This window comes from Streptomyces spororaveus (genome assembly GCF_016755875.1).
In the GTDB taxonomy this organism is placed as follows: Bacteria; Actinomycetota; Actinomycetes; order Streptomycetales; family Streptomycetaceae; genus Streptomyces; species Streptomyces spororaveus.
The window spans coordinates 966563-988971 of record NZ_BNED01000005.1 but is presented as its reverse complement, the minus strand read 5'-3'; the positions used below and the strand labels follow the sequence as shown (position 1 = coordinate 988971).

Sequence of the window (22409 nt, the reverse complement as noted above, 5' to 3'; positions counted from 1 at the left end):
GACCTTCTCATCCGGGCGGCCTCTTCGCCTTCCGCGACGAACAGCCCACCGCCCGGCACTCGATCACGCTTGGCGTCGAGCAGGTCGCGATCACGACCAAGCGGGCCGTCGATGTAGCTGTCGTCCTGGGACGCGGTCGCCCGGGCCACCGACATCAACTGGGCCACCTGAGGGCTGGCCGACGCGTAGTAAACGGCCGCACCCACCAGGCGATATGGCCAGATTCGCCCGCCCCTGTACTGCAAGGACTGGGGGCATGCCCGCCCGCACAGCGCGGGCATGACCCCAACACTATTTAGCGACTTGCGGAGTTCAGCCATTGCTGATTTCTGCGCATGTTCCAGGTGGTGTGGCGGGGTCAGTGCTGGCTGTATCCGTCGAGGAAGGTTGCGATACGGGTGACCGCGTCGGTGAGCTCCTCGGCGCGGGGCAGGGTGACGAGGCGGAAGTGGTCGGGTTCGGGCCAGTTGAAGCCGGTGCCTTGGACGATGAGGAGGTGCTGGGCTCTGAGGAGGTCGAGTACCAACCGCGCGTCATCGTTGATCTTGTGGACCGTGCGGTCGAGGCGGGGGAAGGCGTACAGCGCGCCTTGGGGCTTGACGCACGAGACGCCGGGGATGTCGTTGAGCAGCTTCCAGGCAGTGTCGCGCTGCTGGGTCAGCCGTCCATCGGGCAGGAGCAGGTCGTTGATGGACTGCGGGCCGCCGAGTGCGGCGTTGATGGCGTACTGGGCGGGCATGCTGGCGCACAGGCGCATGTTGGCGAGGATGTTGAGGCCCTCGATGTAGCTGGTGGCGTGGGCTTTCGGGCCGGAGACGGCCATCCAGCCGGAGCGGTATCCAGCTACCCGGTAGGCCTTGGACAAGCCGTTGAACGTCAGGCACAGCAGGTCGGGGGCGAGGGAGGCGGTGCAGGTGTGGGCCAGGCCGTCGTACAGGATTTTGTCGTAGATCTCGTCCGAGCAGACGATCAGCTGGTGGCGGCGGGCGATCTCCATGAGGCCGTGCAACAGGGCAGTGGAGTAGACGGCGCCGGTGGGGTTGTTCGGATTGATCAGGACCAGGGCCCGGGTGCGAGGAGTGATCTTGGCTTCGATGTCGGCGAGGTCGGGGAACCAGCCGGCCTGTTCGTCGCAGCGGTAGTGCACGGCTGTGCCGCCGGCCAGCGAGACCGATGCGGTCCAGAGGGGGTAGTCGGGTGCGGGGATCAGTACTTCGTCGCCGTTGTCGAGCAGGGCCTGCATGGACATCTGGATCAGCTCGGAGGCTCCGTTGCCCAGGTAGATGTCTTCGGCTGTCAGGCCGGTCACGCCGCGCTGCAGGTAGTAGTCGGTGATGGCCCGGCGGGCTGAGGGCAGTCCTTTGGCGTCGCCGTAGCCGTGTGCGCTGGCCAGGTTGCCGGTGATTTCCCGGAGGATCTCCGTGGGCGCTTCGAAGCCGAATGCGGCGGGGTTGCCGGTGTGGAGCTTCAGAATGCGGTGGCCCTCGTTTTCCAGGCGCGTCGCCTCCTCGAGTACCGGTCCGCGGATGTCGTAGCAGACTCCTGCGAGCTTGCTGGACTGGTTTACCTGCATGTGGTTCACCTCATGGCTGGGAGATTGCGGAGGGCCGGGCCTTGTGGGCTCCGGTGGGCGGTCGGCGCGGCAGCCGTTGCATGGGCGCGCTCTGACCTGCCGCGTTCCGCGCCCGCCAGTGGCGTGGGCTTGGGCAGTGACGAGGATCGCGGCCGTCAGGGCCCGCGGGCCCTGACGTACACAGGTGTCCGCGTGCCGCAGGAGCAGGATGGTTTCGGACGCGGCGGTGGTGTCCCGCGGTCAGGATTGAGAATCGGTGGGATGGGCGGAGTCGCGGATCAGGGCGCTTGCCAGGGCCTGGGTGAGCCCGGGTTCGTCGACGGAGGGCAGCAGCCGGTCCGGCCCCGCCAGCTCAGCCAGTGCGAAGGCAGCGGCCAGGAGACTGTGCGGGGTGAGCCGCCGGGTGCGTGCCGCGGCGGACAGCAGGGCGGGCAGAGCGTGGAGGGGGTGAGCGCGAGAGGCCGTTGCACCCAGCGGGGGCAGATGCTGAGGGCAGGCGCGCAGCACGGGCGTTCCGTCCCGAGGGGCGGGGACGCCGGTCAGGTCGATCAGGAGGTCGGCGGGGCCGGCCGGGTCCACCAGCGGCGCTCCGCTTTGATGCAGGGTCAGGGTCCTGATGCCGGCAGCCGTGAGCAGGCCGGACAGGTCTCCGCCGCGATGAGCGCCGGTGAGGGTCACGCGCGCCTCGCCGGTGGGGATCGCCTTGTGGCGAAGAGCGTTGAGGGCGGCAGCGGTGACGGCGACCGCGTGGGCGTGGCTGGTGGTGTCCACGACCGGTGTGTCGGTGTGCTCCAGGGTGGCGCGGACCGCGCCGACGTAGGCGGGGTGAGTGTGCGACAGGCACAGCGCCGCGAAGCCGGGAGCCAGCGCGGCGGCCGTGGCAGCGAAGTCCTCGGGTGTGTCAGCGTCGATCGGCAGGGGATAGATGTCCAGGCCGGTGGTCCTGCGCAGGTGGGCGGCGGCGGACTCCAGGGCCGGCAGGACCACGGCGGCGGGCAGGGGGCCCAGATCGGCGACGGCGGAGGCGTTGGAGAGCAGTGCGATGCGGTGGCGCCGGCCGGTGCAGGAGTCGACGCTGCCGGGATTGAGGAGCAGATGCTGGATGACGCGGTGGTCGGCTTCGGTGTCCAGGAGCGCCCTCTCGCGAGGGGTGCCGGCGGGCACGCACAGCCGTTGGGTGATCTTGCCCGTGGCGGCAGCGTCCAGGGCGGGATCACCCAGGTGGATCAGGGCTGTGCCGAGACGGTCCCGCAGCAGGGTGCACAGCCGCAGCAGGGTCTCAGGCCCGTCTGTGTCGGCGCTGATCCGGTCGAGGCCGACACCGGGGTCGTGGTCCGTCTCGGTCATGACGGCCCCGGCGACGGAGGCGATGAGCGCCGCGGCTGCGGTAGCCGCGGCCGGCTGCACGTGGGCGGTGAGGCTGAAGGCCGGGCCGGGTCTGCCGGGCGAGGGAATCTGAAGATTGCTGCTGTTGTGCGGCATGCGGGCCTGGCTCCTTATCCGGGACATTCGGGCTGGTGACCTGGGCTGCTCAGGCCGGGGCGCGGGTGAGGCGGTATCCGGTGACGTTGTCCGGGCGGATCCGCAGGAGGTGCTCATGGGAGGTCTGCGGTCCGGCGTGCAGCATCAGGCGATAGCGGGCCTGCTGGTAGCCGTTGGTGATGCGCTGCGCGGGGCCGCTGACCGTCACGGTCCAGCCGGTGTGGTCCTGCGGGTCGACCCATTCGGTCTGGTAGGTGAGGCGGCCGGGACACCGGAACACCGCGGGCGGGCCAGTGAGCTGGACGCGTACGACGAGATACCCGAAGTCGCGGCAGTGGCGCAGGACACGTACCGCGGGCAGTCCCGGCTCGTCGTGGATCAAGCGCCCCGCGGTCAGGATGTCGAGCAGGGGCAGCCCCTCGTCGGGTCCGAGTGCGATGGGACGGGGCAAGGCCCGCGTCGCCGGGGCTGGGTCCCCGTCCGGGTGGGATCGGCTCATCATCCGTGCACCCCCGCGCTCGGGTCCGCCTCGCCGCTCAGGTCGATGCCTCGCTCGCGTCCCAGGCGTTCGACGTCCTCCAGAGCCACGGTGTGCAGGGCCACCGCCCACGCGTCGCCCTGTTCGTCAGCCTCCACGCGGCCCCGTCGCAATTGCGCCGCCCGACGGCGGAGCTCCGGCTCGCCCATCAATCGCCTCCCGTGCCCTGCGCGCCCACCCACACTCCTCGGGTGCAACACGCGTGAAAAATGCCCCACTTCGCGACACCGCCGTGCGGCGGGACGCGGGTGCCCCGACGCCGGCCCCCACGGCAACCACTAGCTGCATACATTATCAGTTGCTAAGATTGGCAATTGGTAAACTCACTAGGAGGGGTCATGCGTATCACGCCGATTCGCGGAGAGAGGGCCCCGGTGCTGCTCTGTGCGGCGTGCGGGCTGCTGTGCCGCCCCTCCGCACTGGACGGCCAGAGGCACTGTTCGCGATGCGGAGGCTCCCGCCTCGTACAGTCCGGCCCCCGCCGCAAGCTGTACCGGGCCGGTTTGGTGCGCGCCTGGCACCGGCTGGGGCGGTGGTGAGCATGTACTGGGATTCAGCGGAGTGTGACGGCGTAGGGGTGCTGCAGCTCTTCGGCTTCCTGGGCCGTCAGGATGCACACCGCTTCGAGGGGGCGGTGGACTGGGTGCGCTCCCGTTGCAAGGGCCCGCTGGTGCTCGACATGTCCGGCCTGCTCGGCTGGAGCACAGAGGGCGAGGCCGCCGTGGTACGAGCAGCCGGGGATTCGCTGGCCGTGTGCGGTCTGCGTGAGCGCCCCGCTCCACTCCTCGCCGCGCGCGAGGCCGTGATCCGGATCTACCCGGACCTTCCCTCCGCGGTGGCCCACCTGGCCTCCGACGCGCGAAGCCGGGCAGAAGCCTCCCGCCCGGCGGGCGATGTGCATTGATAAAGTCGGCAACCGATCATCTCTTGTCCGCGGCCGACGGAAGGCGCACCCGGCCGGGTGCCGCATACCGTCGGCACCGGTCCCCGAACCCATGAGGCGGCGGCCATGAGCACACCTCTGTACCAGCTCAAGGCCGACCTCTTCAAAACCCTGGGCCACCCGGTGCGCATCCGCGTACTCGAACTGCTCAGTCAGCGCGAACACGCCGTCGCCGAACTGCTCCCCGAAGTGGGCATCGAAGCCGCCCACCTCTCCCAGCAGCTGGCCATCCTGCGCCGCGCGAACCTGGTCGCCACCCGCAAGGAAGGCTCGGCGGTCTTCTACCGCCTCACCACACCCCAGGTCGCCGACCTCCTGGCCGCAGCCCGCAGCATCCTCAGCGGTCTCCTGGCCGGCCAGGCCGGACTCCTCGAAGACCTCCGGGCCCGCAGCGCCCTCCGTCAGCGCACCCGCCCCTGCACGCCCGGCCTGACGCCGCGTGCCCCACCCCCTGGAGCCGACGATCACTCCTCCAACGAGCCCCACCGCCGCCGACGCCATGATCCCGCCGGACCTGCAGATCAGTGACCACACCAGCATCGACAGGGCGCTCGACGTTCTGCGCGGATCCCACAGCCAATACGTACTCATCCGTGACGACACCGGCCGGTGCGCCGGCATCGTCACCCGCGACCAGCTCACCGCCCTCGGGGCAAAACCCTGGTACGCCGAGAACACCCGCGTCCGTGACATCGCGCACGACCACAGCCCGTTCGCCCGCCCCGGCATGCCCGCCTCGGAGGCCGCCGCCGCCATGCGCGAACGGTCTCTGACGGTCCTGCCCGTCGTCGATGAGGAGGGCTTCGCCGTAGGCATCCTCACCACCGAACGGCTGCAGACACTCCTCGGCACAGCATCACAGGACACGCAAGAGCAACCCTGACCCCAGGCTGCCGATCCGGCATTTCCCGTGCGCCCCGAAACCGACGGCCCGCCCAAGGCCGGTCCGGCTGCCGCCGACAGGCCGGTCCGGCTGCCGCCGACGCTGCACGAAGCCCGCTGGGCCGCTCTCGGACGACCGCAGGCGAGCCGCCGCAGCCCCGAAAGGACCAGGCGCTCGCCCTCACAGCGCCGGAATGATCCAGCGGCTTAGAGGTTGTCGCACGTGGACAGGTTCCTGAGCTCCTTGCAGCAGGCGGGGCGGTGACCATAGCTGACCACGGCTCCGCCAGTCGTTGCGGACCGCGTACGGGATCTTGAGACTATGAGCAGCCCATGGCAGGCTCGTGCCGCATGATCGATGATTTCGCGAAAGACAACCTGCACAAGAGACTGCGGCGGGACCGTGAGGCGTTGCTCTGGAAGCTCGACGGCTTGTCCGAATACGACGCGCGCCGGCCTCTGACGGCGACCGGGACCAACCTCCTCGGCCTGGTCAAACACGTGGCCACGGTCGAGGCCAGGTACTTCGGTGAGGTCTTCGGCCGCCCTTCTCCGGAGCCGCTTTGCCGGTGGCAGGACTCCGACGGCAGCGATCAATGGGCGGCCGAGAACGAGACGCGTGGTCAGATCGTCGGGTTCTACCGGCGCACGTGGGAACACTCGGATGCGACGATCGACGAGCTTGCCCTCGATGCCCCCGGCCACGTGCCCTGGTGGCCGGAGCCTTATACGAACACGAACCTGTTCGCCATCATGGTCCATGTCCTCGGCGAGACCATCCGGCATGCCGGGCACGCCGACATCCTGCGCGAGGGCGTAGACGGCCGGACCGGGATGCGCGCCGAACACGAGCAGCCGATAGACAAGGAAGCCCGCGCAGCCTACTTCGCGAAGATCGAGCAAGCCGCCAGGATGGCCACACCAACCACCGCGTAGGGGCTGTTCCAGGACATGAGGTGATGTTCGAACGGCATGATGCCGGTCGTGAGCGCTGATCTGTCGAAGCGTCTGGTTCCTGATGAACTCTGGGAGCTGGTTGGCCCGTTCACGGCAGTGGCGTACGTGCTGACCAGCGGCTGTGCCTGGCAGCATCTGCCGCCGACGTTCGGCACGTCCTCCGCCACCGCGCATCGGCGCTTCACGGTATGGACCGGGGTCGGCCTGTGGCGTCGGCTGCATCGGGCGGTGCTGGACGAACTCGGGGTCCGGGGCGAGGTGGACTGGACCTCGACGATCGTCGACGCATCCTCCGTTCGCGCCAACGGGGGATCGCTGACGGGCCCGCACCCCGGGCGATCGTGGCAAGAAGGGCAGCAAGCTGCCCGTCTTGTCCGATGCCCAGGGCATCCCGCTCGCCGTCGCCGTGTCGGGTGCGAACATGCACGACAGCCTCGCCTTCAGGCCGCTCATCCTTGGCATCCCGGCCGTCCGGTCCGGCCGGGGGCCCCGACGGCGCCGGCCTGCCAAACTTCGCGCGGACAAGGCGCACTTCTCCGCCGAACACCTCATCTGGCTGCGCGAGCGTGGGCTTGTCGCGCGCATCGCGCGGCCAGGCATCGAGTCCGGCGAACGCCTCGGCCGGCACCGCTGGAAGATCGAACGGTCGATCGCTTGGCTCTTCGGCTACCGCCGCCTGAGCATCCGATACGAACGAAAGGGCTCGCACTCCTCGCCTTGGCCGCTGCCCTGACCTGCTACAAGGAGCTCGCGAAACTTGCCACGTGAGACGACCTCGTAGAATCTCGGACACGTCGTCCGCGTGTACGGGGCCCGGATACCTCGGCGCAGAGTTCGTAGCGCGCCTCCATTGCGGGTTGAAGCATGCGGCCCTCCGCTCTCGCCTCTGTCCGCCCTCGCCTCTGTTGGGCGCGATTTACCGGCCCCAGCCGGTCGCGAGGCCCAAGTCCATAAGTTGATCAAGGCTGGCGCCCTGCTCCGTCCTGGGACCCGTCCGGCGCTTCGCTGTGTCTCTGCGGCGCGGCACGGGTTCACGCTGGAGGAGGATCGCGAGCGGGTGCTGCTCAACGCCGCTCGGGCACCTGACCGCGCGGCACCATCGGGGGTGGCGCCGTCGCGGCGCCGAGGCCCGCCTTGGGTCCGCCAATCCGCTGCCCACGCCACGCGCGGGGAGCAGTGGGCGCCCCTGCGGCTGGATGCCCTCAACGGGTGAAGCTTCAGGCTTCGGAGACCCTATACAGCCGCAGGGGCGAGTGTCGTGCTTCGTCGAGGCCGGGGCCCTGGCGGGGCCGTAGGGAGCTGCAGACTGCCAGACATGCCGACATGGATAGTTGCGAAAAATTGCAACTCTTGGGCGTGGGAAAGAGGGCTGAGCTCAGATTTCGAGGTCGGCTTCGATGCGCCGCAGCTGGTGGCGGGCCATGGCCAGGTTGGCGTTGCGCTTGTCGAGGACGAGGTAGAGGAAGAGGGTTTCCTTGCCGCGTCCGGTGCACAGGAGCAGGAGGTGGTACTGGTTGCCGAGGGTGATCAGGACGTCCTCGATGGCGTCGGTGAGTCCGAGGTGTTCCATCGTGCGGACCTTGGCGCGGATGACGTCGGTGTTGCCGGCTGCGGCCACGGCGAGGTCGAGGTCGCGTCCGCCGCCTGCGGTGCCGAGTGCCATTCCGCTGTTGTAGTCGACCACTGCGGCTCCGAGGGTCCCCTCGACGCTGGTCATGATGTCCTTGAGGGCGGTGTCCACGTTGGCCATGATGTCGCCTTCCGGTGTGTCTGCGTGCGCGCTGGGCGCGGGCTGTCACCGGGACGCTACTCATTGCCTGGCCCCGCCCGTGGGGGATTCGGCAAGTTCGGGTGGGGTTGGCGTGATCGGGCGGAGGGAGTGGGGCGGGCCGTCCCGCAGCGCGGGAGGGTGCCGGAGGACTGGCGTCCGGGGCGGGTGTGCGGGTTATCGGTGGGGGTGGGCGGTGAGGTCGGCCAGCAGGCTGGCCTGGCCCTGTAGGACGCCGGTGAGGATGCTGCGGGCCACGCGCAGGAGCTCGGCGACTTCGTCGCTGGCGAGGCGGTAGTGGACGCTGACGCCCTCTCGTCGGGTGTGGACGAGGTTGGCTCTGCGGAGTACGGCGAGTTGCTGGGACAGGGACGCGGATTCCACGCCTACCTCGGTGAGGAGTTCGGAGACTGCGTGTTCGCGTTGGCTCAGGAGTTCCAGGACGCGGATGCGTACCGGGTGGCCGAGGGTTTTGAAGAACTCTGCCTTCAACTGGTAGAGGGGAGTGCTGACCTCTGGGGTCTCGTCCTCGTTCGCTTTGCTGGCGCGTCCTGACACGGCGTGGGCCCAATCCTGGCGTCGGGCGGCTGTCGGACGTCTGCCGCGCTGTGACCGCCACAATTGCAGAATTCCGTACGCTGCGGACCGTTGCCCGGGGTATCGGGGTATCGGGGAATCAGGTCGCGTGGTGTCTGTGTCCGCCGCGGTTACGGCTGCGGCACTGACTGCAGGCCGCGGCCGGGGGCCACTGGCTCGAGGGTGTTTTCTCGCCATGGCCTGGCCAAGGAAGTGCCAAGGCGGCCCGTGGTCCCGGGCGTCGGGCCTGGTGCCCGCCTAGGGTGATGTGCGTGAGTGCCCAGGGTGAAGGCGGCGGGAAGGTGCTGGGGAGGCGCGGGCTCGCTCGCTTCGCCCTCACGGGTGCGGTCGCCTTGGGGGCGGGGCTCGTATCCGGTTCCAGCGCCGTCTCCACGCGTTCCGATGGCGGGGTGCGCAGGCGTCCCGTGACGCCGGAAGGCGCGTGGGCGGAGCTGGCCGCGGGCAACGGCCGCTGGCGGACACTGCGTGAGCGGCATCCGGACGAGTCGGGTGGGTTGCGCAGGGAGCTGGTGGGCGGCCAGCATCCGTTCGCCGTGGTGCTGGGCTGCGTGGATTCCCGCGTTCCGCCGGAGCTGGTCTTCGATCAGGGGCTCGGTGACCTGCTGACGGTCCGCTCGGCCGGTGAAGTCCTGGACGAGGCGGTGGTGGGGAGCGTCGCGTACGGGGTGCTGGAGCTGGGGATTCCGCTGGTGGTGGTCCTGGGGCACCAGGCGTGCGGGGCCGTCGCCGCCGCCGTCCACGCCGAGACGGGGCAGGGTGAGCTGCCAGGTCCTCTGCGGTATCTGGCCGGGCAGATCCGTCCGTCGATCGATCGCACGCTGACGGGGGACGCGTGCGTGGACGCGGCGGTCACCGCGAACGTGCGCCGGGTGGCCTCGCGGCTGGCCGCCCAGTCCGAGATGGCGGGGCGTATCGCGGCGGGGAAGCTGGCGGTGGTCGGGGCCCGCTACGAACTGGCCGGCCAGTGGGCGCACCGGGTCGGCTGACCGGGAGTGGGCGGTCAAAGAGACTGGCGGGCGGGGCAGGCCACGCTAGACTTGCAGAGTTATGCAATTTACTAGTTCCATGATGGTGGACGGGGGGTTGCGGTGTGGTCGGATTCGAGGGTGCGGCGCTGGAGAGGGTCCGTGTGGCGCGGGTTCGTCTGGAGGCTGCGCGGGAGGCCGAGGACGCCTTCGAGGAGGCGCAGGCAGCCGAGGAGCTGGAGGACGCTTCGCGTCTGGCCCGGGAGCACGGCATCGGTGCTGATGAGCCGGGTGTCCGGTGAATCTGGCGGCGCGGCCGCAGGCGGGCCGGTAATGGGCCGCGATCCGAGCGGGCGGCAGTTGGTCCGGGAGCGTCGCCATGCCTGGACGGTGCCGCTGGCGCCGGGTTCGGTGAGGGCCGCGCGCGAGCGCACCGAACGGTCCCTGGTGCTGTTCGGTGTAGGAGGAGCATCCTCGCTCGGCGGTGCGGTGCTTTTGGTGGTCAGCGAGCTGGTGGCCAACGCCGCCCGCCACGCCACGGCATCCCCCGAGGCCGAGATCACCCTGACCATGACCGATCACCTGCTCGTCGTCGCCGTCGGGGACCTCGACCCGCTCCCGGTCACGCTCGCCGACCGGTCCGCGGGACAGGGGCTGCGCACGGTGGCGGACCTGGCGCGGGCCCACGGCGGCGACGTCGGCGTCGAACCCTCGCCCGACGGGCGCGGGAAGACGGTGCTGGTCCGCTTCATCCTGCCGTCCGGAACACCGTGACCGGCGCATCGTGAGCGGCACCGACGAAGTGGAGGAGCAGATGTACGAGATCACGTATCTGGGCGGGGACGATCCGGCGACCTGCCGGGTGGCGGCCGCCGAGGTCGCGGACCTCATCGAGCAGGCCGGCTCCGTCGGTGCCACGATCCTCATCCGGCCCTACGCCCGCCCGGCGACCGCTCGGGACGCCGCAGCGGCAGGGAAGGGAGCAAGTCAGTCATGAGCGACGACAAACGCGCCGAGACGGCGAGAGCGGATGCGGAGAAGTGGAAGGAGAAAGGGGTCGCGCTGCGCGCGTTCTTCTACATCTTCGGCACGCACGTGTTCGCCGGATTCATCTGGCTGCTGTTCTATCTGGGCCAGCACGCCCAGAAGTAACCGCATTCGCCGAGCAGGGCACGGCCATGACATCGAAGGCGCGGACCCCGCCGGCCCGGGACGACCTGCGGCGCCGCGCCGCGGGCGAATAGGAGTGCCGCATGCTCGCGGCGATCGGGGTGGCGCGGTGGTGTTCCCGCGGCTGGCTCCGTCGGCCGTCCGCTTGGTGCCTCGCGTGGTGTCGGCCGGTTCGGTGACCCATGCCGCGGAGCGTGTCGGTGACGGGCATCGCCACACTGGAGCGTGAACCGGGGCGTTTTGTCCGCTGCCCGGGCCTGCTGCCGCTGACGGGCGAGGGCTCGGGCCAGGGCGCGATCCTGGGCATCCGCCGCGCTTCGCTCACCGGCCGTAGTCTGATGGCCGGCTCCTGTAAGCACTCCACGGCGGGCTGGGGGCCCGAAGAAAGAGGGAAGCGGCCGTCTCCCGGTGTCAGAAGCGCCGGGTGAACCCCGCACTACGGAAGACGGCCGCCGTCTGAGGGCGCCCGGCCGGCTATTTCCGGCTGGTGGCGCGCAGGTCGGCCAGGAGATCGGCCTGGCCCTGCAGGAGACCGGACAGGATGCCGCGGGCGACGCGCAGGAGTTCGGCGACGTCGGGGCTGGTGAGCCGGTAGTACACGTTGGAGCCCTCACGGCGGGTGGCCACGAGGTTGGCTTTGCGCAGCACCGCGAGCTGCTGGGACAGGGAAGCGGCTTCGATGCCGACCTCGGCCAGCAACTCGCCGACCGCCTGCTCACGCTCGGCCAACAGCTCCAGCACCCGGATCCGGGCCGGATGGCCGAGCGTTTTGAAGAACTCGGCCTTCAGCTGGTACAGCGGCGTGACCATCGGCGCTCCTGCGGCGCCGGCCGGGCCGCTGCCATCCCGGGCCGTGTTCTTCGCGCGTGTACCTGGCACCTCGTCCACCCAAACTCTCCACCAGGGGACCTGCTCCAGCGTCCCCGTCAACATCCTGCGACCTCTACAATTGCAGATTTTCGCAACTGATGGATACCCGCGGGAGCGGATCAGGCCGAACAGCCCGTCGTTGAGGGCGCTTCGGCCCGGGCCTCTGTGGCCGGGTCAGGCCTTCTTGACGAATTCGCTCTTCAGGACCAGGCCCTTGACCTTTTTGGTGTTGCACTCGATCTCGCCGGGCCGGGAGGTGAGGCGGATGTTCTTGACGAGGGTGCCGCGCTTGAGGGTCTCGGAGGTGCCCTTGACCTTGAGGTCCTTGGTCAGCGTGACGGAGTCTCCCTCCTCGAGCACGGTGCCGTTGGAGTCCTTGAAGGTGATGTCGCTCATGATGTGGCTGTGTTCCTTGGTTGCGAGGTGGCGGGTCAGATAGTGCTGGCCGTGACCACGGGGCGGGCGGGCCAGTTGCCGGTGCTCCACTGCCTGTCGGGCTGGCGAATCTGGCGGTGTGCGGCCAGGGCTGCGGGCAGGTCGGGGTGGACGGGTATGGAGGGTCCGGTGGCCTCGGGGACGAGGGAGCCGTCGGCGGGGATCGCGGCGAGTTCGAGGCGACGCCCGTGTTCGGCCAGAAGGCGGGCGGCCTGGGCCACGGCCAGCTGCCCGCCGGCCGACCAGCCGTGCAGGGCGGTCAGGTCCAGGATCACGGGCCCGGTGCCCCGGGCCAGGGCCCAGCCCACCGCGCCGGTGAAGCGGCCGGTCGCCTCCGCGCCGAGGTATCCGGCCAGGGAGAGGACAGCCAGGTCCTCGTGCGCGGCGTAGTTCCACTCGATCGTCATCGTCGCTTCCTCGGTGTTCACAGGGGCAGGGTGATCCAGACGCTCTTGCCGCGACCGTCCGCGTCCGGGCGCACGACGGCGGTGCCGCCCAGTTCCATAGTCATCTCCACCACGGTGGCCAGCCCGCTGCCCGGCTTGATGGCCAGTGCCCCGTAGAGGGCGGGCAGGTAGGGGTGGCGGTCGTGGACAGCGAACGCGAACACGCCCGGGCCGTGGGCGTAGGTGACGGTGAGCGTAGGGGAGAGCGCGGCGGCGTGGCGGACAGCGTTGGTGACCAGCTCCGCCAGGATCAGCAGCGCCGGTCCGACACTCGGATGGCGAAGACCCACACCGCACTCCAGCAGCACGAGCTCGGTCGTCTCCCTCGCGGTGCGTACGGCGGCGCCCATCGCGGGCAGGGTCAGCACATGCCGGTAGGGCAAAGTCTCCGTCCGGACGCTCACCGCTCCTCCACGGGCGCCAGGCGGTGTCCGGTGAGGGCCTGCGGGTGCAGCCACAGCAGCGTGTCATGGGGCCCGTACGCCATCCCGGGCAGGATCCGCCGGTAGTGGGCCGTCTCATCGGGGTCGGTGATCACCTCGGCCGGGCCGTGGACGGTGAGCGTCCACCCGGTGCCGGTCCGCGGGTGGATCTGGTCGACCTGGTAGGTCAGCACCGTCCGGCCGGCGACGGCCGATGTCTGCACCGGCGCGCGCACGACCAGCCGCCCGCACGCCATCACGTGCGTGGCGGGCCGGATGACAGCCTGCTCCCGCCGCACATACACCAGGCGGCCCCGGTAGAGCGGACGGCCGTGGCTTGCTCCTTCGAGGAGCCAGAGCACTTCTGCCCCGGACATGTCGGTCAGGTTCAGGTCGGCGGGGACGGTCATCGCGGGCCCTTCCGGATGCGGTGCGACTCAGGCAGGTGCGGTCGGTGGCGCGCCGGCACAAGCCCGGCCTGCTCCAGGTGCTTGCGGGCGCCGGCGATGGCCTCGGGGGTAGTGGCGTACTCGCGGTCTTCCTGCTGGAGCAAGGCCAGGGCGCCCACCGATTCCAGGGCCTGGCGCTGACCGGGGCGGATGCCGGAGGTCATCACGGCGATCCCCCGCCGGTTCAGCTTCTCCACCGCGTCCTTCAACACCAGCGCGCCAGTGGCGTCCAGGGTCGTGACGCGGGACATGCGCAGGATCACCACCCTCACGTCAGCGACCTCGGACAGCTCCAGGAGGAAGCGGTGCGCGCCGGCGAAGAACAGAGGCCCGTCGATGCGGTAGGCCACGATGTGCTCGGCCAGGAGAGCGTGCTCCTCGGCGCTGTGCTCACCGGGCATGTCAGGGCGGAAATCGACCTGGTCCATCCGCGCCTGGCCCGCCACAGCCCGAAGGGCCAGGGCCCCGGCGACGACGAGACCGATGATCACCGCGTAGACGAGGTCGAGGACGAGCGTGGCCACCGCGGTCAAGACCAGGACCACCGCATCCGAGCGCGTGGCCCTCACCATCGCCCTCAGAGCGCCGACCTCGATCATGCGGATCGCGGTAGCCAGCAACACACCCGCCAGCGCCGCAAGCGGAATCTTCGACACCAGCGGAGCCGCGGCGAACACGATCACCGCCAGCACCGCCGCATGCGACAAGGACGCCAGCCGCGAGGAGGCTCCGCTGCGCACGTTGACCGCCGTCCGGGCTATCGCCGCAGTCGCGGGCACACCGCCGAACAGCGGGGCCGCCAGATTCGCAAGCCCCTGCCCGAACAATTCCCTGTCCGGGTCGTGCTTCTGCCCCACCGTCATCCCGTCAGCCACCGTGGCCGACAGCAGCGACTCCAGCGCCGCCAGCGCGGCCACCGCCACCGCAGGCGCGAGCAGCGAGCCGAGCGCGGAGACGTCGAGGAAGGACAGCGACGGAGCGGGAAGTCCGGACGGCAGATCACCGATCGGCGCCGCACCCCGCAGCCCGAACACCTGAACCAAGGCGGTGGCGGCGATGACCGCGACGATCGAGAAAGGGATCGCCGGACGCCACCGCGCCCCGGCCAGCATCACCACGGCCACACCCAGCGAGAGCCCGATCGCCGTCCAGTTCGGAAACGCCACGAACTCGACCACGGCCCGCCAGGCCACCAGCAGGACCTTCTCGCCCTCGGGCTTGGCCACCCCGAGCGCGTTGGGGATCTGCTGGAGACCGATCACGCACGCGATACCGAGGGTGAAACCCTCCACCACCGGCGCCGGCACGTACTGCATATACCTGCCGGCCCGCAGCAGCGCCAGACCGATCAGCATGACACCGGCCATCAGCCCGACCGTCAGCACACCGCCGGGCCCGTACTGTGCCACGATCGGCACCAGCACGACGGTCATCGCCCCGGTCGGTCCGGACACCTGCAGGTTGGAGCCGCCGAATATCGCCGCCAAAGCGCCCGCGACCACTGCGGTGGCAAGTCCCGCCTCCGCGCCCAGACCCGAGGAAACGCCGAAGCCCAGGGCCAGAGGCAGGGCCACGATCGCCACCGTCAGCCCCGCCAGCAGATTCCGCCGGGGGTCGCGGGTCATCCCAGCTAGATCTGCGCGCGTGGGCAGCACCGCCCGCAGTCGGCTCGCCGACTCCACGAGGAACGTGTTCACGACGCACGGCCTCCCGTCTCGCGCAGCTCCGCCAGGAGCTGCGTCTGCCCGGTGAGGACCTCGGTCAGGATCCGGCGTGCCGCCAGCATCAGCTGGGCCACGTCGCCGCCGGCTACCGCGTAGACGACCGTGGAGCCGTTGCGGGAAGAGGTGACAATCCCGGACCGGCGCAGGACCGCCAGCTGCTGCGACAAGGCAGAGGGCTCCACCTCGATCGACGCCAGCAGCTCGCGCACCGGCAATGGCCCGTCCTGCAGCAACTCGAGTACGCGTATGCGCACGGGGTGCCCGAGCATGCGGAAGAACTCGGCCTTCGCCTGATACAGCGGAACCGGCACGATCTCCACCCTTCAACGCCGCGGGCCTGCGGTCTGGTGCCGTGCCCGCGGCTACCTACGGACACAACTCCTACATCATGTATTCAATTGCAGATATTTGCAATTTATGGATGCTGCGGAAAGTTGTCGCCGCGAGGAGTACCGTCATGCCGTGAGGTCTCGCCGCCACCCCCGTCGGCGAGACCTCACCGACTTCGGCGCCGTAGGCGTGACCTGCTCCGAGCCGGGCGGTGGGAATGCTTCCGTCCGGCCAGACCCTCCCCGGCGGAACGGGGGCGGTGGGTCAGATTTCAGGCAATCTTCACCGGCTTTGACAGCTTGGTCTTCGATGACGAAGCCGGCTTCTCGATGACGCCGCCGGTCGCCGTCCGCCCCCGGGGCCGGCCGGGACGGTGTCATCGGGCGCCGTCCGCGACTGTTCCCGGCCTGGTCCGCCGTAGCCTGATGGGTGGCCCTCACCAGCATCCTCTGGCTGGCGAGCACGGCTCGTGGGCACCACTCACCGCTCGCGCCCTGCACCTCATCCGCGGCTCTCCTGGTCGCGGTCGGCGAAGCCGGTGACCGGCTGCGGCAACACTTGACGGCACGCGAGGCAGCAGGCCACCGCGCTTGCGGCCCCGGATGTGTGGTGGCGGGCGTCGAATGCGGCGAGAGGGCAGCAGAGGGTGGAGCGGCCGACGCTAAGATGCCCGGCGATGGCAATGACGGACTCCTTCGCGGCGCGGCGCCGCAGCGTGACGGCGAGCGCCGCGAGGGAGGTGGCCGGTATGCCGCGCCTGCCGTGGCCGCGGCGGTGTCCAAGCCGACATCCACCCTGCGCACGACAGCTGGATGTCCAGCAGATATATGCCGACCCGTGTACCGCGCTGTATCCCCTGGATGCGGGAGTGCCGTCACGCGTGGGAATTGTTGTCGAGTCTTGTGCGGCGTCCGTCGAGCCCGACGATGTTGGTGCCCTGCTGTCGGCCGATCTCCTCGCGCAGGGCACAGTTGTCGTGGTGCAAGGCGGCGATAGCGGTGGCCGCGGCCCTGAGCTGTTTCTCCAGGAGCGCGCATGTTCGGGTCTTGGCGGCCAGTTTCTTGCGCAGCTTGCTGATCTCCTCGTCTCTGCGGGCCTCTCCGGACGTGGTCTTGCCCTGCTCGGCGATGCGGGCATCCCATTCGGCGAGGATCGGCCGAGCTCGGTTCATGGTGGCCCGGCTGACCTGGGCTTCTCTCCAGAGGTTCTCCTTGGTGAGCCGTCCGTCGGTGCGCTGTGGCTTTCCGGCAAACAGCCGCTGCATGGCGGCCCTCAGGGCCTCCGCGGTGTCGGGCGAGACACCGTCGCAGGTCATACGGCTGTGAGCGGTCATGCGGAGGTACCCCGGATCTTGTCAAGGACCGATTCGGCGCGTTCGGCTTCCCTGGCGATCAGGGCTTTGCGGCAGGCGGGCAGTCCAGGGGTCTTCAGGAGCTCGAGCTGGGTGCGGTGGTGTGCGTCGTAGAACGGGGCGTGCTCGGTGCCGATCATGCTGTTGGGGCAGCGGTCGGGCCGGCAGAGGTCTTCCAGCGGGCCGATATGCCCTTCGGGGATGATCGCGTTCTCCAGGCAGACGGCGCCGGTCGGGTTGCGTTCGTCGAACAGGCAGTTGTTGAGTGCTCCGAAGCGGATGGTGATCCGGGCTTTGCGCAGGAGGTCGTTTTCGACGCGGGCGTCTCCGTGGCGGGCCCGGGCGGTGGCTGTGATCTGCTCGAAGACGCCCTTGAGGCGTTCGGCTCCGGGGCCGAAGCCGATCTCCTGTCCTTGGGAGTGGGCCCCGTACAGGTCCTTGAGCCGGCGGAACCGGGCGGCGTGGACCGCGTCTTGAAGGTGCTTGGCCCAAGCGGAGTCGGGAGCTGCGTAGCCGCGGGTGGCGCGGTTGGCCAGGGCGCGGGTGGCGATGTGCTTGAGCTGCATGCCCAGCGCGATCTCGGAGCCGGCGAACTGGTCGGTGAGCATCGCCATCGTCCTGCGGAACATGTGGGGCCGGGCCTTGCCGTCGGGGATCGCAGCCAGCCCGGACCAGGTGAGGCCGGCGTTGACGAACCCGATGAACGAGTCGACCATGGCGCCGCCGTCGAGTTCTTCGTTGACAGCCTTGGGTGTCAGCGGGGCGAAGACCCGCACGGGGTGGGGGGAGACGGCCTCGGCGACCGCGATGGCCTCCGCGACCGGCTCGCTGATCCACCAGTGCTTGCGCGGTCGCCCGGGACGGCCCTTGACGAGGGTGGAGGCGACGGCGGGTGCGTTGTAGTGCTCGACGACGCTGCCCCGGACGATCTCTTGCAGTTCAGAACTTCGCATCATCGACAAGGCGGCCACCAGCACGAAGGCGGCATCGCGCAGGATCGTGGGCAGGCGGGACAGCTCGTAGAGGTCGAAACCGGGGTGCCAGGGGCCGCGGCTGCCGTCCGGGCGGGTGACCTGCGTCAGTTCCACGGGCAGGCCGTAGGCGTACCGGCCGTCGGCCACCGCCCGCTGGACCCTCTCTCTGCGCTGTCGGCCCGCCATGCAGTACGTCCCGAAGAACGAGCTGCTCTGCTTCTCCTTCACTCCCAGCAGCAGCGTCAGCATCACCCAGTAGACCTCCGGCTGCTGTCCTTCGGCCGTGTGCGGGTCGTGGTGGCAGGGCACCTTGTTCGCCGGGTCGGCCAGCCAGGCGTCCAGTTCCCCGTTCTTGTCGCGGACATCGGCCGAGAGCCTTGCGGCACGGCGCAGTTCCTTGAGCATGTCCAGTGCGCGGAAGATGTCCGGGGCGAAGACGTGGATGTACGTCCATGCGGCACGGACCAGCGCAAACCACATGTCGGGCGGAATCGCTTTCGTGGACAGGGTGCCATCGCGCACGTCTTTGGCCACCTGTCCCGGAGGTTTGCCCGGCCACGGGTTGACACCCGGCCAGCCGCAGCTGAGCGCCGGGGAGAGCGTCGCCATCCGCTGGACGAAGCTCACATGCCGTGTGAGCGTTCTCGGTTTCACTTCCCTCTTCAGTGCCTTGATGCGTCGGCGCAGATCGGACTCACTCCAGCGGGAGGGGTCCTCGGGAAGGCCGTCCTCGCGGGCCCAGGTGATCACACCGCGCAGGCAGCTGATCTCCAGATTGATGCTGCCGATGTCCCACGGGGTGAAGCCGAGGTGAAGCCCCGCCGCCTGGAGTGCCTCGTGGCCGGGGTTCGCCAGAATTATGATCATTTCGCGGGCGAGAAGATTCCAGGGCTCATCGGCCAGCACGCCGACCAGGCGCATCTTCCACCACGAGCGGTTGCGGTTGGCGGGCCGGCGCACGACACTGTTGAAGTCCATGAACTCGCTGTCGCCGAACAGCGGCATGCGGACCTGCGATCGGCGAGCCGCAGGCATCAGAGGGTGGCTCTGGACAACGGGTTCGTCCGGGCGGAACAGGGACCGGGGGCTCTCCCCGGAACTCGGGATGATCACGTGTCGAACTCCACATGTGCGGCCAGCGGGAGGTCGAGTGAGACCTCACCCGCGGTGATGTGCTTCCGGGCGAGGGCCTTCTCTTCCTCGGTGCGCTCGTCCATGGCAGCTCGGAGATTGGTGTAGGACTGGCCCCACAGCCGGGTGAACGTCTTCGGGTCAAGTCGCTGGCGCACCGTCTCCAGGTGCTCGGCGAACAGCATCAGCTGCGGCAGGTGGCTGGGCAGCAGCCACGCGTTGCGGCACTCCAGGCAGCGCAGCGGCGCCACGGCGCACAGCTCGCCCGGCGGGCTGAAGGGTGAATCCCACGGGTTCTTGCAGTGCGAGACGCCCATGTCGAGTTCGCCCTGGACAATGCCGTCCGCCTGCTCCCTGTCCAGCCCAAGTGCCTGCAGCCGTTCGCTGTCTTCGGTGATCTCGACTGCGTCGGACGAGATCAGGGTCGGCCCCTCCACCGCCTGCTGGAACCAGTGGTCCTGGGCTGTATTGATCACCTTGCCGGACAGGATCCGCAGCGTGGTGCCCTGGGCGTAGTGTCCGGCGAAGGTCTCCTCGAGGTGGTCGTCGGCGGCGACGCTGATCCGGCCGCCGGAGACGATGGCCTTCTCGACCTTGGTGGACTTCCGCAGCCGCCCGATATGGGCCTCACCGTCTACCGTGACGCCTGCCGTGTGAAGCCAATCGGTGAAACGTTGGCCCTGCATATTGGAATTCCAGCGGCCGAAGCGCAGGTCGTAATACACAAGTGAGGGACGGACGAACAGGGTGTCGCTCACCTCCGGGCACCGCTCCCGGACCTTCTCCGTGACCGCCAGCAGCCGGCGCACGATCGCGCTCACCTCCCGGCGCGGCCCGTCAAGCAACTCGCTCGCCGACACCTCACCTTGATCGGCGTTCCGGGGCTCGGAGGCGTCCCGGAAGGCGCGATGGCGTACCCGCGAAGCGCGGTCCTTGACCAGTGTCAGGCGTACGCCCTTGGGGAGGAACTCGATGTCCTGCGCGCCGAAGCCTGTGACCTCCTCCGAGGCGTGCCCGGTGGCGTCCACCAGCAGGACCCGGAAGGAGTGCAGATCCAGATTCGTAGGGTACAGGCGCGCGAGCAGCCGCAGAATCACATCCCGTCTGGCCCGACGCTTCGCTACCGTTCCGTCCGCTCTGAGCACCATCTCGCGCAACGCGTCGGGCCACTGCGCGGTGAGCGGGGGGAGCGCATCGCCGATCTGGCGTGGCTCGATCACTCCCCGCGACAGCCCCCACAACAGATCCGGCACATGGAGCCAGTCCCCTTCATCCGGATGCCGACCCTGTGCCGCCAGAGACCAGCCATCGGCGAGCCGCTTCTCCAAGGCCTGCACCTCCTGCCACGCGGCCTTGACCAACGCCCGCTTGTCGGCCCGGCTGAACTCGTCCCGCTCCGAGCTATCACCCCACGGTGTCAAGCAACGGCCACGGGCGAACCTCGCGAGGGATTCGTCCAGCCCCCGCTCGGAATGGTCCTCCCGCCGCACGATCAGGACCCTCACGCACGACGCTGCCACCCCCGCCTGACGCGACCCTTCCTGGTAAGAGGCCGGCAGGGTGCGCTCCCACCGAGCCAGCAAAGGCAGCAGATCCGCCGACTCCAACGACAGGGATGCCGCCTCCTCGCACGCACCGTCCATCGCGGAGCACACCAGGTCGACCGCACGCACATAGTCGCGAGACGCTGAGGCCGACAGACCGGTGACCGCGACGTACTCGACCCATTCATCGGCGAGCTGAGCGGCCAGCCGTGAACACCGGTAATCTGCCGGATCGACATAGTGCAGGCGCTCGCGACCCTGCTCATTGACCGCCACCACACGAACGCCGAGGCGGCCGTCCCCGCCCGGAACCCCCAACGCCTGACGCAGAAACGCTGTCCACTCAGCCGACCTCCGCCACTTCACGCGCGCCATCAACCCACCCCCAACGGCGACTTCTCCAGACGGAAGGCCCTGGCGGCGATCTGCGCGTACGTGGCCTCCTCACCCCGGTCACCGACCCACCCGGCGAACGCCGCCTCGTACTCCTGCACCAGATCGTCGGTGTACTCCAGATACGCGTACGTCGTTTCCGGACTGGAATGACCAAGCCGCCGGCTCACGATCAACAACGGGTTGTAGCGGATATGCCCACTCAAATAGGAGCGGTGACGCCGACGCCGCGCAACCATGTCAGGCTCGGCCCCGTCCATCTGCTGCTCCAGATAGGTGAGCAGCTGCAGCGCGTACGTGTGACGCAGATCGTGCCAGCGCCATCTCTTCGCGGGCAGCTGCGGCGTCGTCTCATCAGCCAGCGCCACCATCCGGCGCCACGCCGCATGCCGGTACCGCTTCCAGGAATCTGCCCCCGGCATCAGCCCGCCCCGACACAGGAACACCGCCATCGCCTCCAGCCCGAACTCGCCCTCCCGGACCGTGATCCGGCGAAGGCGCGGCGGCATCGCCTGCATCGAGAACACCTGCGCCGTACCGTCGAGCGTGCCGTGGATCCGGCCTGTCTCCTCCTCCACGCGGGAGACGACGAACAGCTCCCGATGCTGGCGCTCCAGCCGCCTGGCCGCCGCCGCAGTGAACTCCTTCCGCTCCAGCAAGCAGTAAGTCTCGACCGCCCGCATGGCCTGCTCGGGAACGAAGACTCCACGCTCCTTCCCGTATTTCGCGCACGCCTGGACCGTGAACTCGGCCTCCTCTGCGCACTGGCCCACGCCCAGACCCAGCTCAGGCAGAAGAACCGTGGCCCACTCCTGCCACCGCATGCCGCTACACAAGGCCAGATCCGCGCCCGCTCGGTCGCGGTGCGGGGAGCTGCCCCGATAGGACCGGCTGAGCTGCGAGTCCGGGCACTGCCCGCCAAGACCGACATCTCTGAAGTAGCGGTACTGCCCCAGACTCAGATGCCGGATATCCATTCCCCGCCGCGTCCGCGGACTCAGCGCATTACGCCCTCGCGCCGCCACACGCATGGGTCGGCGCCGCAGGTACCGCTGCTCGACCGCGAAGGTGAAGAACTGGTCCAGCACCGACGACTCCTTCGACCACGCCGAGGTGCCGACCGGCTTCTTCTGCAACTGAGTGCGTTGCTTCTTGTACGCCACGAGATCGGACTCCGTGGCCGACAGCACGTCGCTCACACGCGTGTCCTGGTGAGCGCTGAACCGGGCCATGATCCGCCCGTAGTCCTTCAAGGTGCTTCCGGCCAGATCGGCGTACGACATGTTCCTGCCCCATGAACACAGCGGCTCCACCGGCATCATCGTCTCGGCATCCAGATAGATCGGTGTGCCGTCCGAGATCCCTCGAAGCTCCAGCAGCCGAGCCGCCTGGTCACCCGTCAAGACGGGGCTGTCCAAATACCGGCGTACCACCGCCGTGTCAACCGCGTACAGCTGCATGCCTG

The 22409-nt window shown here is 69.2% G+C and carries 25 protein-coding genes and 2 pseudogenes; 10 read left to right on the top strand and 17 right to left on the bottom strand.

Annotation, left to right across the window (positions count from 1 at the left end):
• Window positions 1–358 precede the first annotated feature (358 nt).
• From Sspor_RS07205 to Sspor_RS07190, 4 genes are all read right to left on the bottom strand, one after another.
• Window positions 359–1573 (bottom strand): pyridoxal phosphate-dependent aminotransferase, encoded by a 1215-nt coding sequence (locus Sspor_RS07205; RefSeq protein WP_033215667.1) that lies wholly within the window; start codon window positions 1571–1573, stop codon window positions 359–361.
• Between the two features lie 240 nt (window positions 1574–1813).
• Window positions 1814–3055 carry a hypothetical protein gene (locus Sspor_RS07200; RefSeq protein ID WP_051762657.1) on the bottom strand — a complete coding sequence of 414 codons (1242 nt, stop codon included), beginning with the start codon at window positions 3053–3055 and terminating at the stop codon, window positions 1814–1816.
• A gap of 49 nt (window positions 3056–3104) precedes the next feature.
• The gene (locus Sspor_RS07195) at window positions 3105–3506 is read right to left on the bottom strand and encodes a pyridoxamine 5'-phosphate oxidase family protein (protein WP_051762659.1); all 402 of its coding nucleotides are present in this window, start codon (window positions 3504–3506) and stop codon (window positions 3105–3107) included.
• Window positions 3507–3553: 47 nt separating this feature from the next.
• Window positions 3554–3691 carry a hypothetical protein gene (locus tag Sspor_RS07190; protein WP_158711739.1) on the bottom strand — a complete coding sequence of 46 codons (138 nt, stop codon included), beginning with the start codon at window positions 3689–3691 and terminating at the stop codon, window positions 3554–3556.
• A 443-nt stretch (window positions 3692–4134) separates the two neighbouring features.
• On the opposite strand from Sspor_RS07190, the gene Sspor_RS07185 reads away from it, so the two are divergent.
• The 5 genes and pseudogenes from Sspor_RS07185 to Sspor_RS07165 all read left to right on the top strand — a co-directional run bounded on the left by Sspor_RS07185 (window position 4135) and on the right by Sspor_RS07165 (window position 7143).
• Window positions 4135–4497: an STAS domain-containing protein gene (locus tag Sspor_RS07185; protein ID WP_033215671.1), complete on the top strand. Its 363-nt coding sequence runs from the start codon at window positions 4135–4137 to the stop codon at window positions 4495–4497.
• A gap of 105 nt (window positions 4498–4602) precedes the next feature.
• A pseudogene (locus tag Sspor_RS07180) lies at window positions 4603–4923 on the top strand (ArsR/SmtB family transcription factor); the annotation flags it as partial.
• 112 nt (window positions 4924–5035) lie between these two features.
• Window positions 5036–5419 carry a CBS domain-containing protein gene (locus tag Sspor_RS07175; protein WP_237403717.1) on the top strand — a complete coding sequence of 128 codons (384 nt, stop codon included), beginning with the start codon at window positions 5036–5038 and terminating at the stop codon, window positions 5417–5419.
• A gap of 350 nt (window positions 5420–5769) precedes the next feature.
• Window positions 5770–6354, top strand: coding sequence for a DinB family protein (locus Sspor_RS07170; RefSeq protein ID WP_202198305.1), 585 nt, complete (start codon window positions 5770–5772; stop codon window positions 6352–6354).
• A gap of 48 nt (window positions 6355–6402) precedes the next feature.
• Window positions 6403–7143 (top strand): annotated as a pseudogene (locus Sspor_RS07165) (IS5 family transposase).
• A 607-nt stretch (window positions 7144–7750) separates the two neighbouring features.
• Here Sspor_RS07165 and Sspor_RS07160 read toward each other — a convergent pair.
• Both Sspor_RS07160 and Sspor_RS07155 read right to left on the bottom strand, forming a co-directional pair.
• The gene (locus Sspor_RS07160; RefSeq protein WP_202198304.1) at window positions 7751–8125 is read right to left on the bottom strand and encodes a hypothetical protein; all 375 of its coding nucleotides are present in this window, start codon (window positions 8123–8125) and stop codon (window positions 7751–7753) included.
• Between the two features lie 195 nt (window positions 8126–8320).
• Window positions 8321–8701 (bottom strand): ArsR/SmtB family transcription factor, encoded by a 381-nt coding sequence (locus Sspor_RS07155; protein ID WP_202198303.1) that lies wholly within the window; start codon window positions 8699–8701, stop codon window positions 8321–8323.
• Window positions 8702–8985: 284 nt separating this feature from the next.
• On the opposite strand from Sspor_RS07155, the gene Sspor_RS07150 reads away from it, so the two are divergent.
• From Sspor_RS07150 to Sspor_RS07130, 5 genes are all read left to right on the top strand, one after another.
• Window positions 8986–9726, top strand: a complete 741-nt coding sequence (locus tag Sspor_RS07150; RefSeq protein WP_202198302.1) for a carbonic anhydrase — start codon at window positions 8986–8988, stop codon at window positions 9724–9726.
• Window positions 9727–9869: 143 nt separating this feature from the next.
• Window positions 9870–10007 (top strand): hypothetical protein, encoded by a 138-nt coding sequence (locus tag Sspor_RS07145; RefSeq protein ID WP_202204137.1) that lies wholly within the window; start codon window positions 9870–9872, stop codon window positions 10005–10007.
• An 88-nt stretch (window positions 10008–10095) separates the two neighbouring features.
• Entirely contained in the window at window positions 10096–10479 is a 384-nt protein-coding gene (locus Sspor_RS07140; RefSeq protein ID WP_202198301.1) for an ATP-binding protein, read from the top strand.
• A gap of 10 nt (window positions 10480–10489) precedes the next feature.
• Window positions 10490–10702, top strand: a complete 213-nt coding sequence (locus Sspor_RS07135) for a hypothetical protein (RefSeq protein ID WP_202198300.1) — start codon at window positions 10490–10492, stop codon at window positions 10700–10702.
• Window positions 10699–10857: a DUF6126 family protein gene (locus Sspor_RS07130; RefSeq protein WP_008736308.1), complete on the top strand. Its 159-nt coding sequence runs from the start codon at window positions 10699–10701 to the stop codon at window positions 10855–10857. The genes Sspor_RS07135 and Sspor_RS07130 overlap by 4 nt, the downstream gene beginning before the upstream one ends.
• 492 nt (window positions 10858–11349) lie before the next feature.
• Here the strand turns inward: Sspor_RS07130 and Sspor_RS07125 are convergent, their stop codons facing one another.
• From Sspor_RS07125 to Sspor_RS07075, 11 genes are all read right to left on the bottom strand, one after another.
• Window positions 11350–11685, bottom strand: a complete 336-nt coding sequence (locus tag Sspor_RS07125) for an ArsR/SmtB family transcription factor (RefSeq protein WP_008736311.1) — start codon at window positions 11683–11685, stop codon at window positions 11350–11352.
• A gap of 234 nt (window positions 11686–11919) precedes the next feature.
• A complete protein-coding gene (locus Sspor_RS07120; RefSeq protein ID WP_033224089.1) occupies window positions 11920–12141 on the bottom strand; it encodes an alkylphosphonate utilization protein in 222 nt (73 codons plus the stop codon).
• A gap of 35 nt (window positions 12142–12176) precedes the next feature.
• Complete coding sequence (locus tag Sspor_RS07115; RefSeq protein ID WP_033224106.1) at window positions 12177–12587, bottom strand: STAS domain-containing protein; 411 nt, start codon at window positions 12585–12587, stop codon at window positions 12177–12179.
• 17 nt (window positions 12588–12604) lie between these two features.
• Window positions 12605–12976 carry an ATP-binding protein gene (locus Sspor_RS07110; RefSeq protein WP_051763608.1) on the bottom strand — a complete coding sequence of 124 codons (372 nt, stop codon included), beginning with the start codon at window positions 12974–12976 and terminating at the stop codon, window positions 12605–12607.
• A 50-nt stretch (window positions 12977–13026) separates the two neighbouring features.
• Window positions 13027–13458, bottom strand: coding sequence for a pyridoxamine 5'-phosphate oxidase family protein (locus Sspor_RS07105; protein ID WP_033224087.1), 432 nt, complete (start codon window positions 13456–13458; stop codon window positions 13027–13029).
• Complete coding sequence (locus tag Sspor_RS07100) at window positions 13455–15122, bottom strand: SulP family inorganic anion transporter (RefSeq protein WP_237404268.1); 1668 nt, start codon at window positions 15120–15122, stop codon at window positions 13455–13457. The genes Sspor_RS07105 and Sspor_RS07100 overlap by 4 nt, the downstream gene beginning before the upstream one ends.
• A 68-nt stretch (window positions 15123–15190) precedes the next feature.
• Window positions 15191–15532 (bottom strand): ArsR/SmtB family transcription factor, encoded by a 342-nt coding sequence (locus tag Sspor_RS07095; protein ID WP_008736324.1) that lies wholly within the window; start codon window positions 15530–15532, stop codon window positions 15191–15193.
• 893 nt (window positions 15533–16425) lie between these two features.
• Window positions 16426–16884 carry a hypothetical protein gene (locus tag Sspor_RS07090; protein WP_033224085.1) on the bottom strand — a complete coding sequence of 153 codons (459 nt, stop codon included), beginning with the start codon at window positions 16882–16884 and terminating at the stop codon, window positions 16426–16428.
• On the bottom strand, window positions 16881–18911 hold the full coding sequence (locus Sspor_RS07085) for an integrase (protein ID WP_237403715.1): 2031 nt from the start codon (window positions 18909–18911) through the stop codon (window positions 16881–16883). Before Sspor_RS07085 ends, Sspor_RS07090 begins: the two co-directional genes overlap by 4 nt.
• Before the next feature lie 74 nt (window positions 18912–18985).
• On the bottom strand, window positions 18986–20926 hold the full coding sequence (locus tag Sspor_RS07080) for a hypothetical protein (protein ID WP_033224083.1): 1941 nt from the start codon (window positions 20924–20926) through the stop codon (window positions 18986–18988).
• Window positions 20926–22404, bottom strand: a complete 1479-nt coding sequence (locus tag Sspor_RS07075) for a site-specific integrase (RefSeq protein WP_202198298.1) — start codon at window positions 22402–22404, stop codon at window positions 20926–20928. The genes Sspor_RS07080 and Sspor_RS07075 overlap by 1 nt, the downstream gene beginning before the upstream one ends.
• Between the last annotated feature and the right edge of the window lie 5 nt (window positions 22405–22409).

Bases quoted from the DNA above. Each gene is read 5' to 3' on its own strand.
- Sspor_RS07205 (WP_033215667.1), bottom strand. From the start codon at position 1,573: ATGCAGGTAAACCAGTCCAGCAAGCTCGCAGGAGTCTGCTACGACATC.
- Sspor_RS07200 (WP_051762657.1), bottom strand. From the start codon at position 3,055: ATGCCGCACAACAGCAGCAATCTTCAGATTCCCTCGCCCGGCAGACCC.
- Sspor_RS07185 (WP_033215671.1), top strand. From the start codon at position 4,135: ATGTACTGGGATTCAGCGGAGTGTGACGGCGTAGGGGTGCTGCAGCTC.
- Sspor_RS07175 (WP_237403717.1), top strand. From the start codon at position 5,036: ATGATCCCGCCGGACCTGCAGATCAGTGACCACACCAGCATCGACAGG.
- Sspor_RS07170 (WP_202198305.1), top strand. From the start codon at position 5,770: ATGATCGATGATTTCGCGAAAGACAACCTGCACAAGAGACTGCGGCGG.
- Sspor_RS07160 (WP_202198304.1), bottom strand. From the start codon at position 8,125: ATGGCCAACGTGGACACCGCCCTCAAGGACATCATGACCAGCGTCGAG.
- Sspor_RS07150 (WP_202198302.1), top strand. From the start codon at position 8,986: ATGTGCGTGAGTGCCCAGGGTGAAGGCGGCGGGAAGGTGCTGGGGAGG.
- Sspor_RS07130 (WP_008736308.1), top strand. From the start codon at position 10,699: ATGAGCGACGACAAACGCGCCGAGACGGCGAGAGCGGATGCGGAGAAG.
- Sspor_RS07125 (WP_008736311.1), bottom strand. From the start codon at position 11,685: ATGGTCACGCCGCTGTACCAGCTGAAGGCCGAGTTCTTCAAAACGCTC.
- Sspor_RS07120 (WP_033224089.1), bottom strand. From the start codon at position 12,141: ATGAGCGACATCACCTTCAAGGACTCCAACGGCACCGTGCTCGAGGAG.
- Sspor_RS07115 (WP_033224106.1), bottom strand. From the start codon at position 12,587: ATGACGATCGAGTGGAACTACGCCGCGCACGAGGACCTGGCTGTCCTC.
- Sspor_RS07110 (WP_051763608.1), bottom strand. From the start codon at position 12,976: ATGGGCGCCGCCGTACGCACCGCGAGGGAGACGACCGAGCTCGTGCTG.
- Sspor_RS07105 (WP_033224087.1), bottom strand. From the start codon at position 13,458: ATGACCGTCCCCGCCGACCTGAACCTGACCGACATGTCCGGGGCAGAA.
- Sspor_RS07100 (WP_237404268.1), bottom strand. From the start codon at position 15,122: ATGACCCGCGACCCCCGGCGGAATCTGCTGGCGGGGCTGACGGTGGCG.
- Sspor_RS07090 (WP_033224085.1), bottom strand. From the start codon at position 16,884: ATGACCGCTCACAGCCGTATGACCTGCGACGGTGTCTCGCCCGACACC.
- Sspor_RS07085 (WP_237403715.1), bottom strand. From the start codon at position 18,911: ATGCCTGCGGCTCGCCGATCGCAGGTCCGCATGCCGCTGTTCGGCGAC.
- Sspor_RS07080 (WP_033224083.1), bottom strand. From the start codon at position 20,926: ATGGCGCGCGTGAAGTGGCGGAGGTCGGCTGAGTGGACAGCGTTTCTG.
- Sspor_RS07075 (WP_202198298.1), bottom strand. From the start codon at position 22,404: ATGCAGCTGTACGCGGTTGACACGGCGGTGGTACGCCGGTATTTGGAC.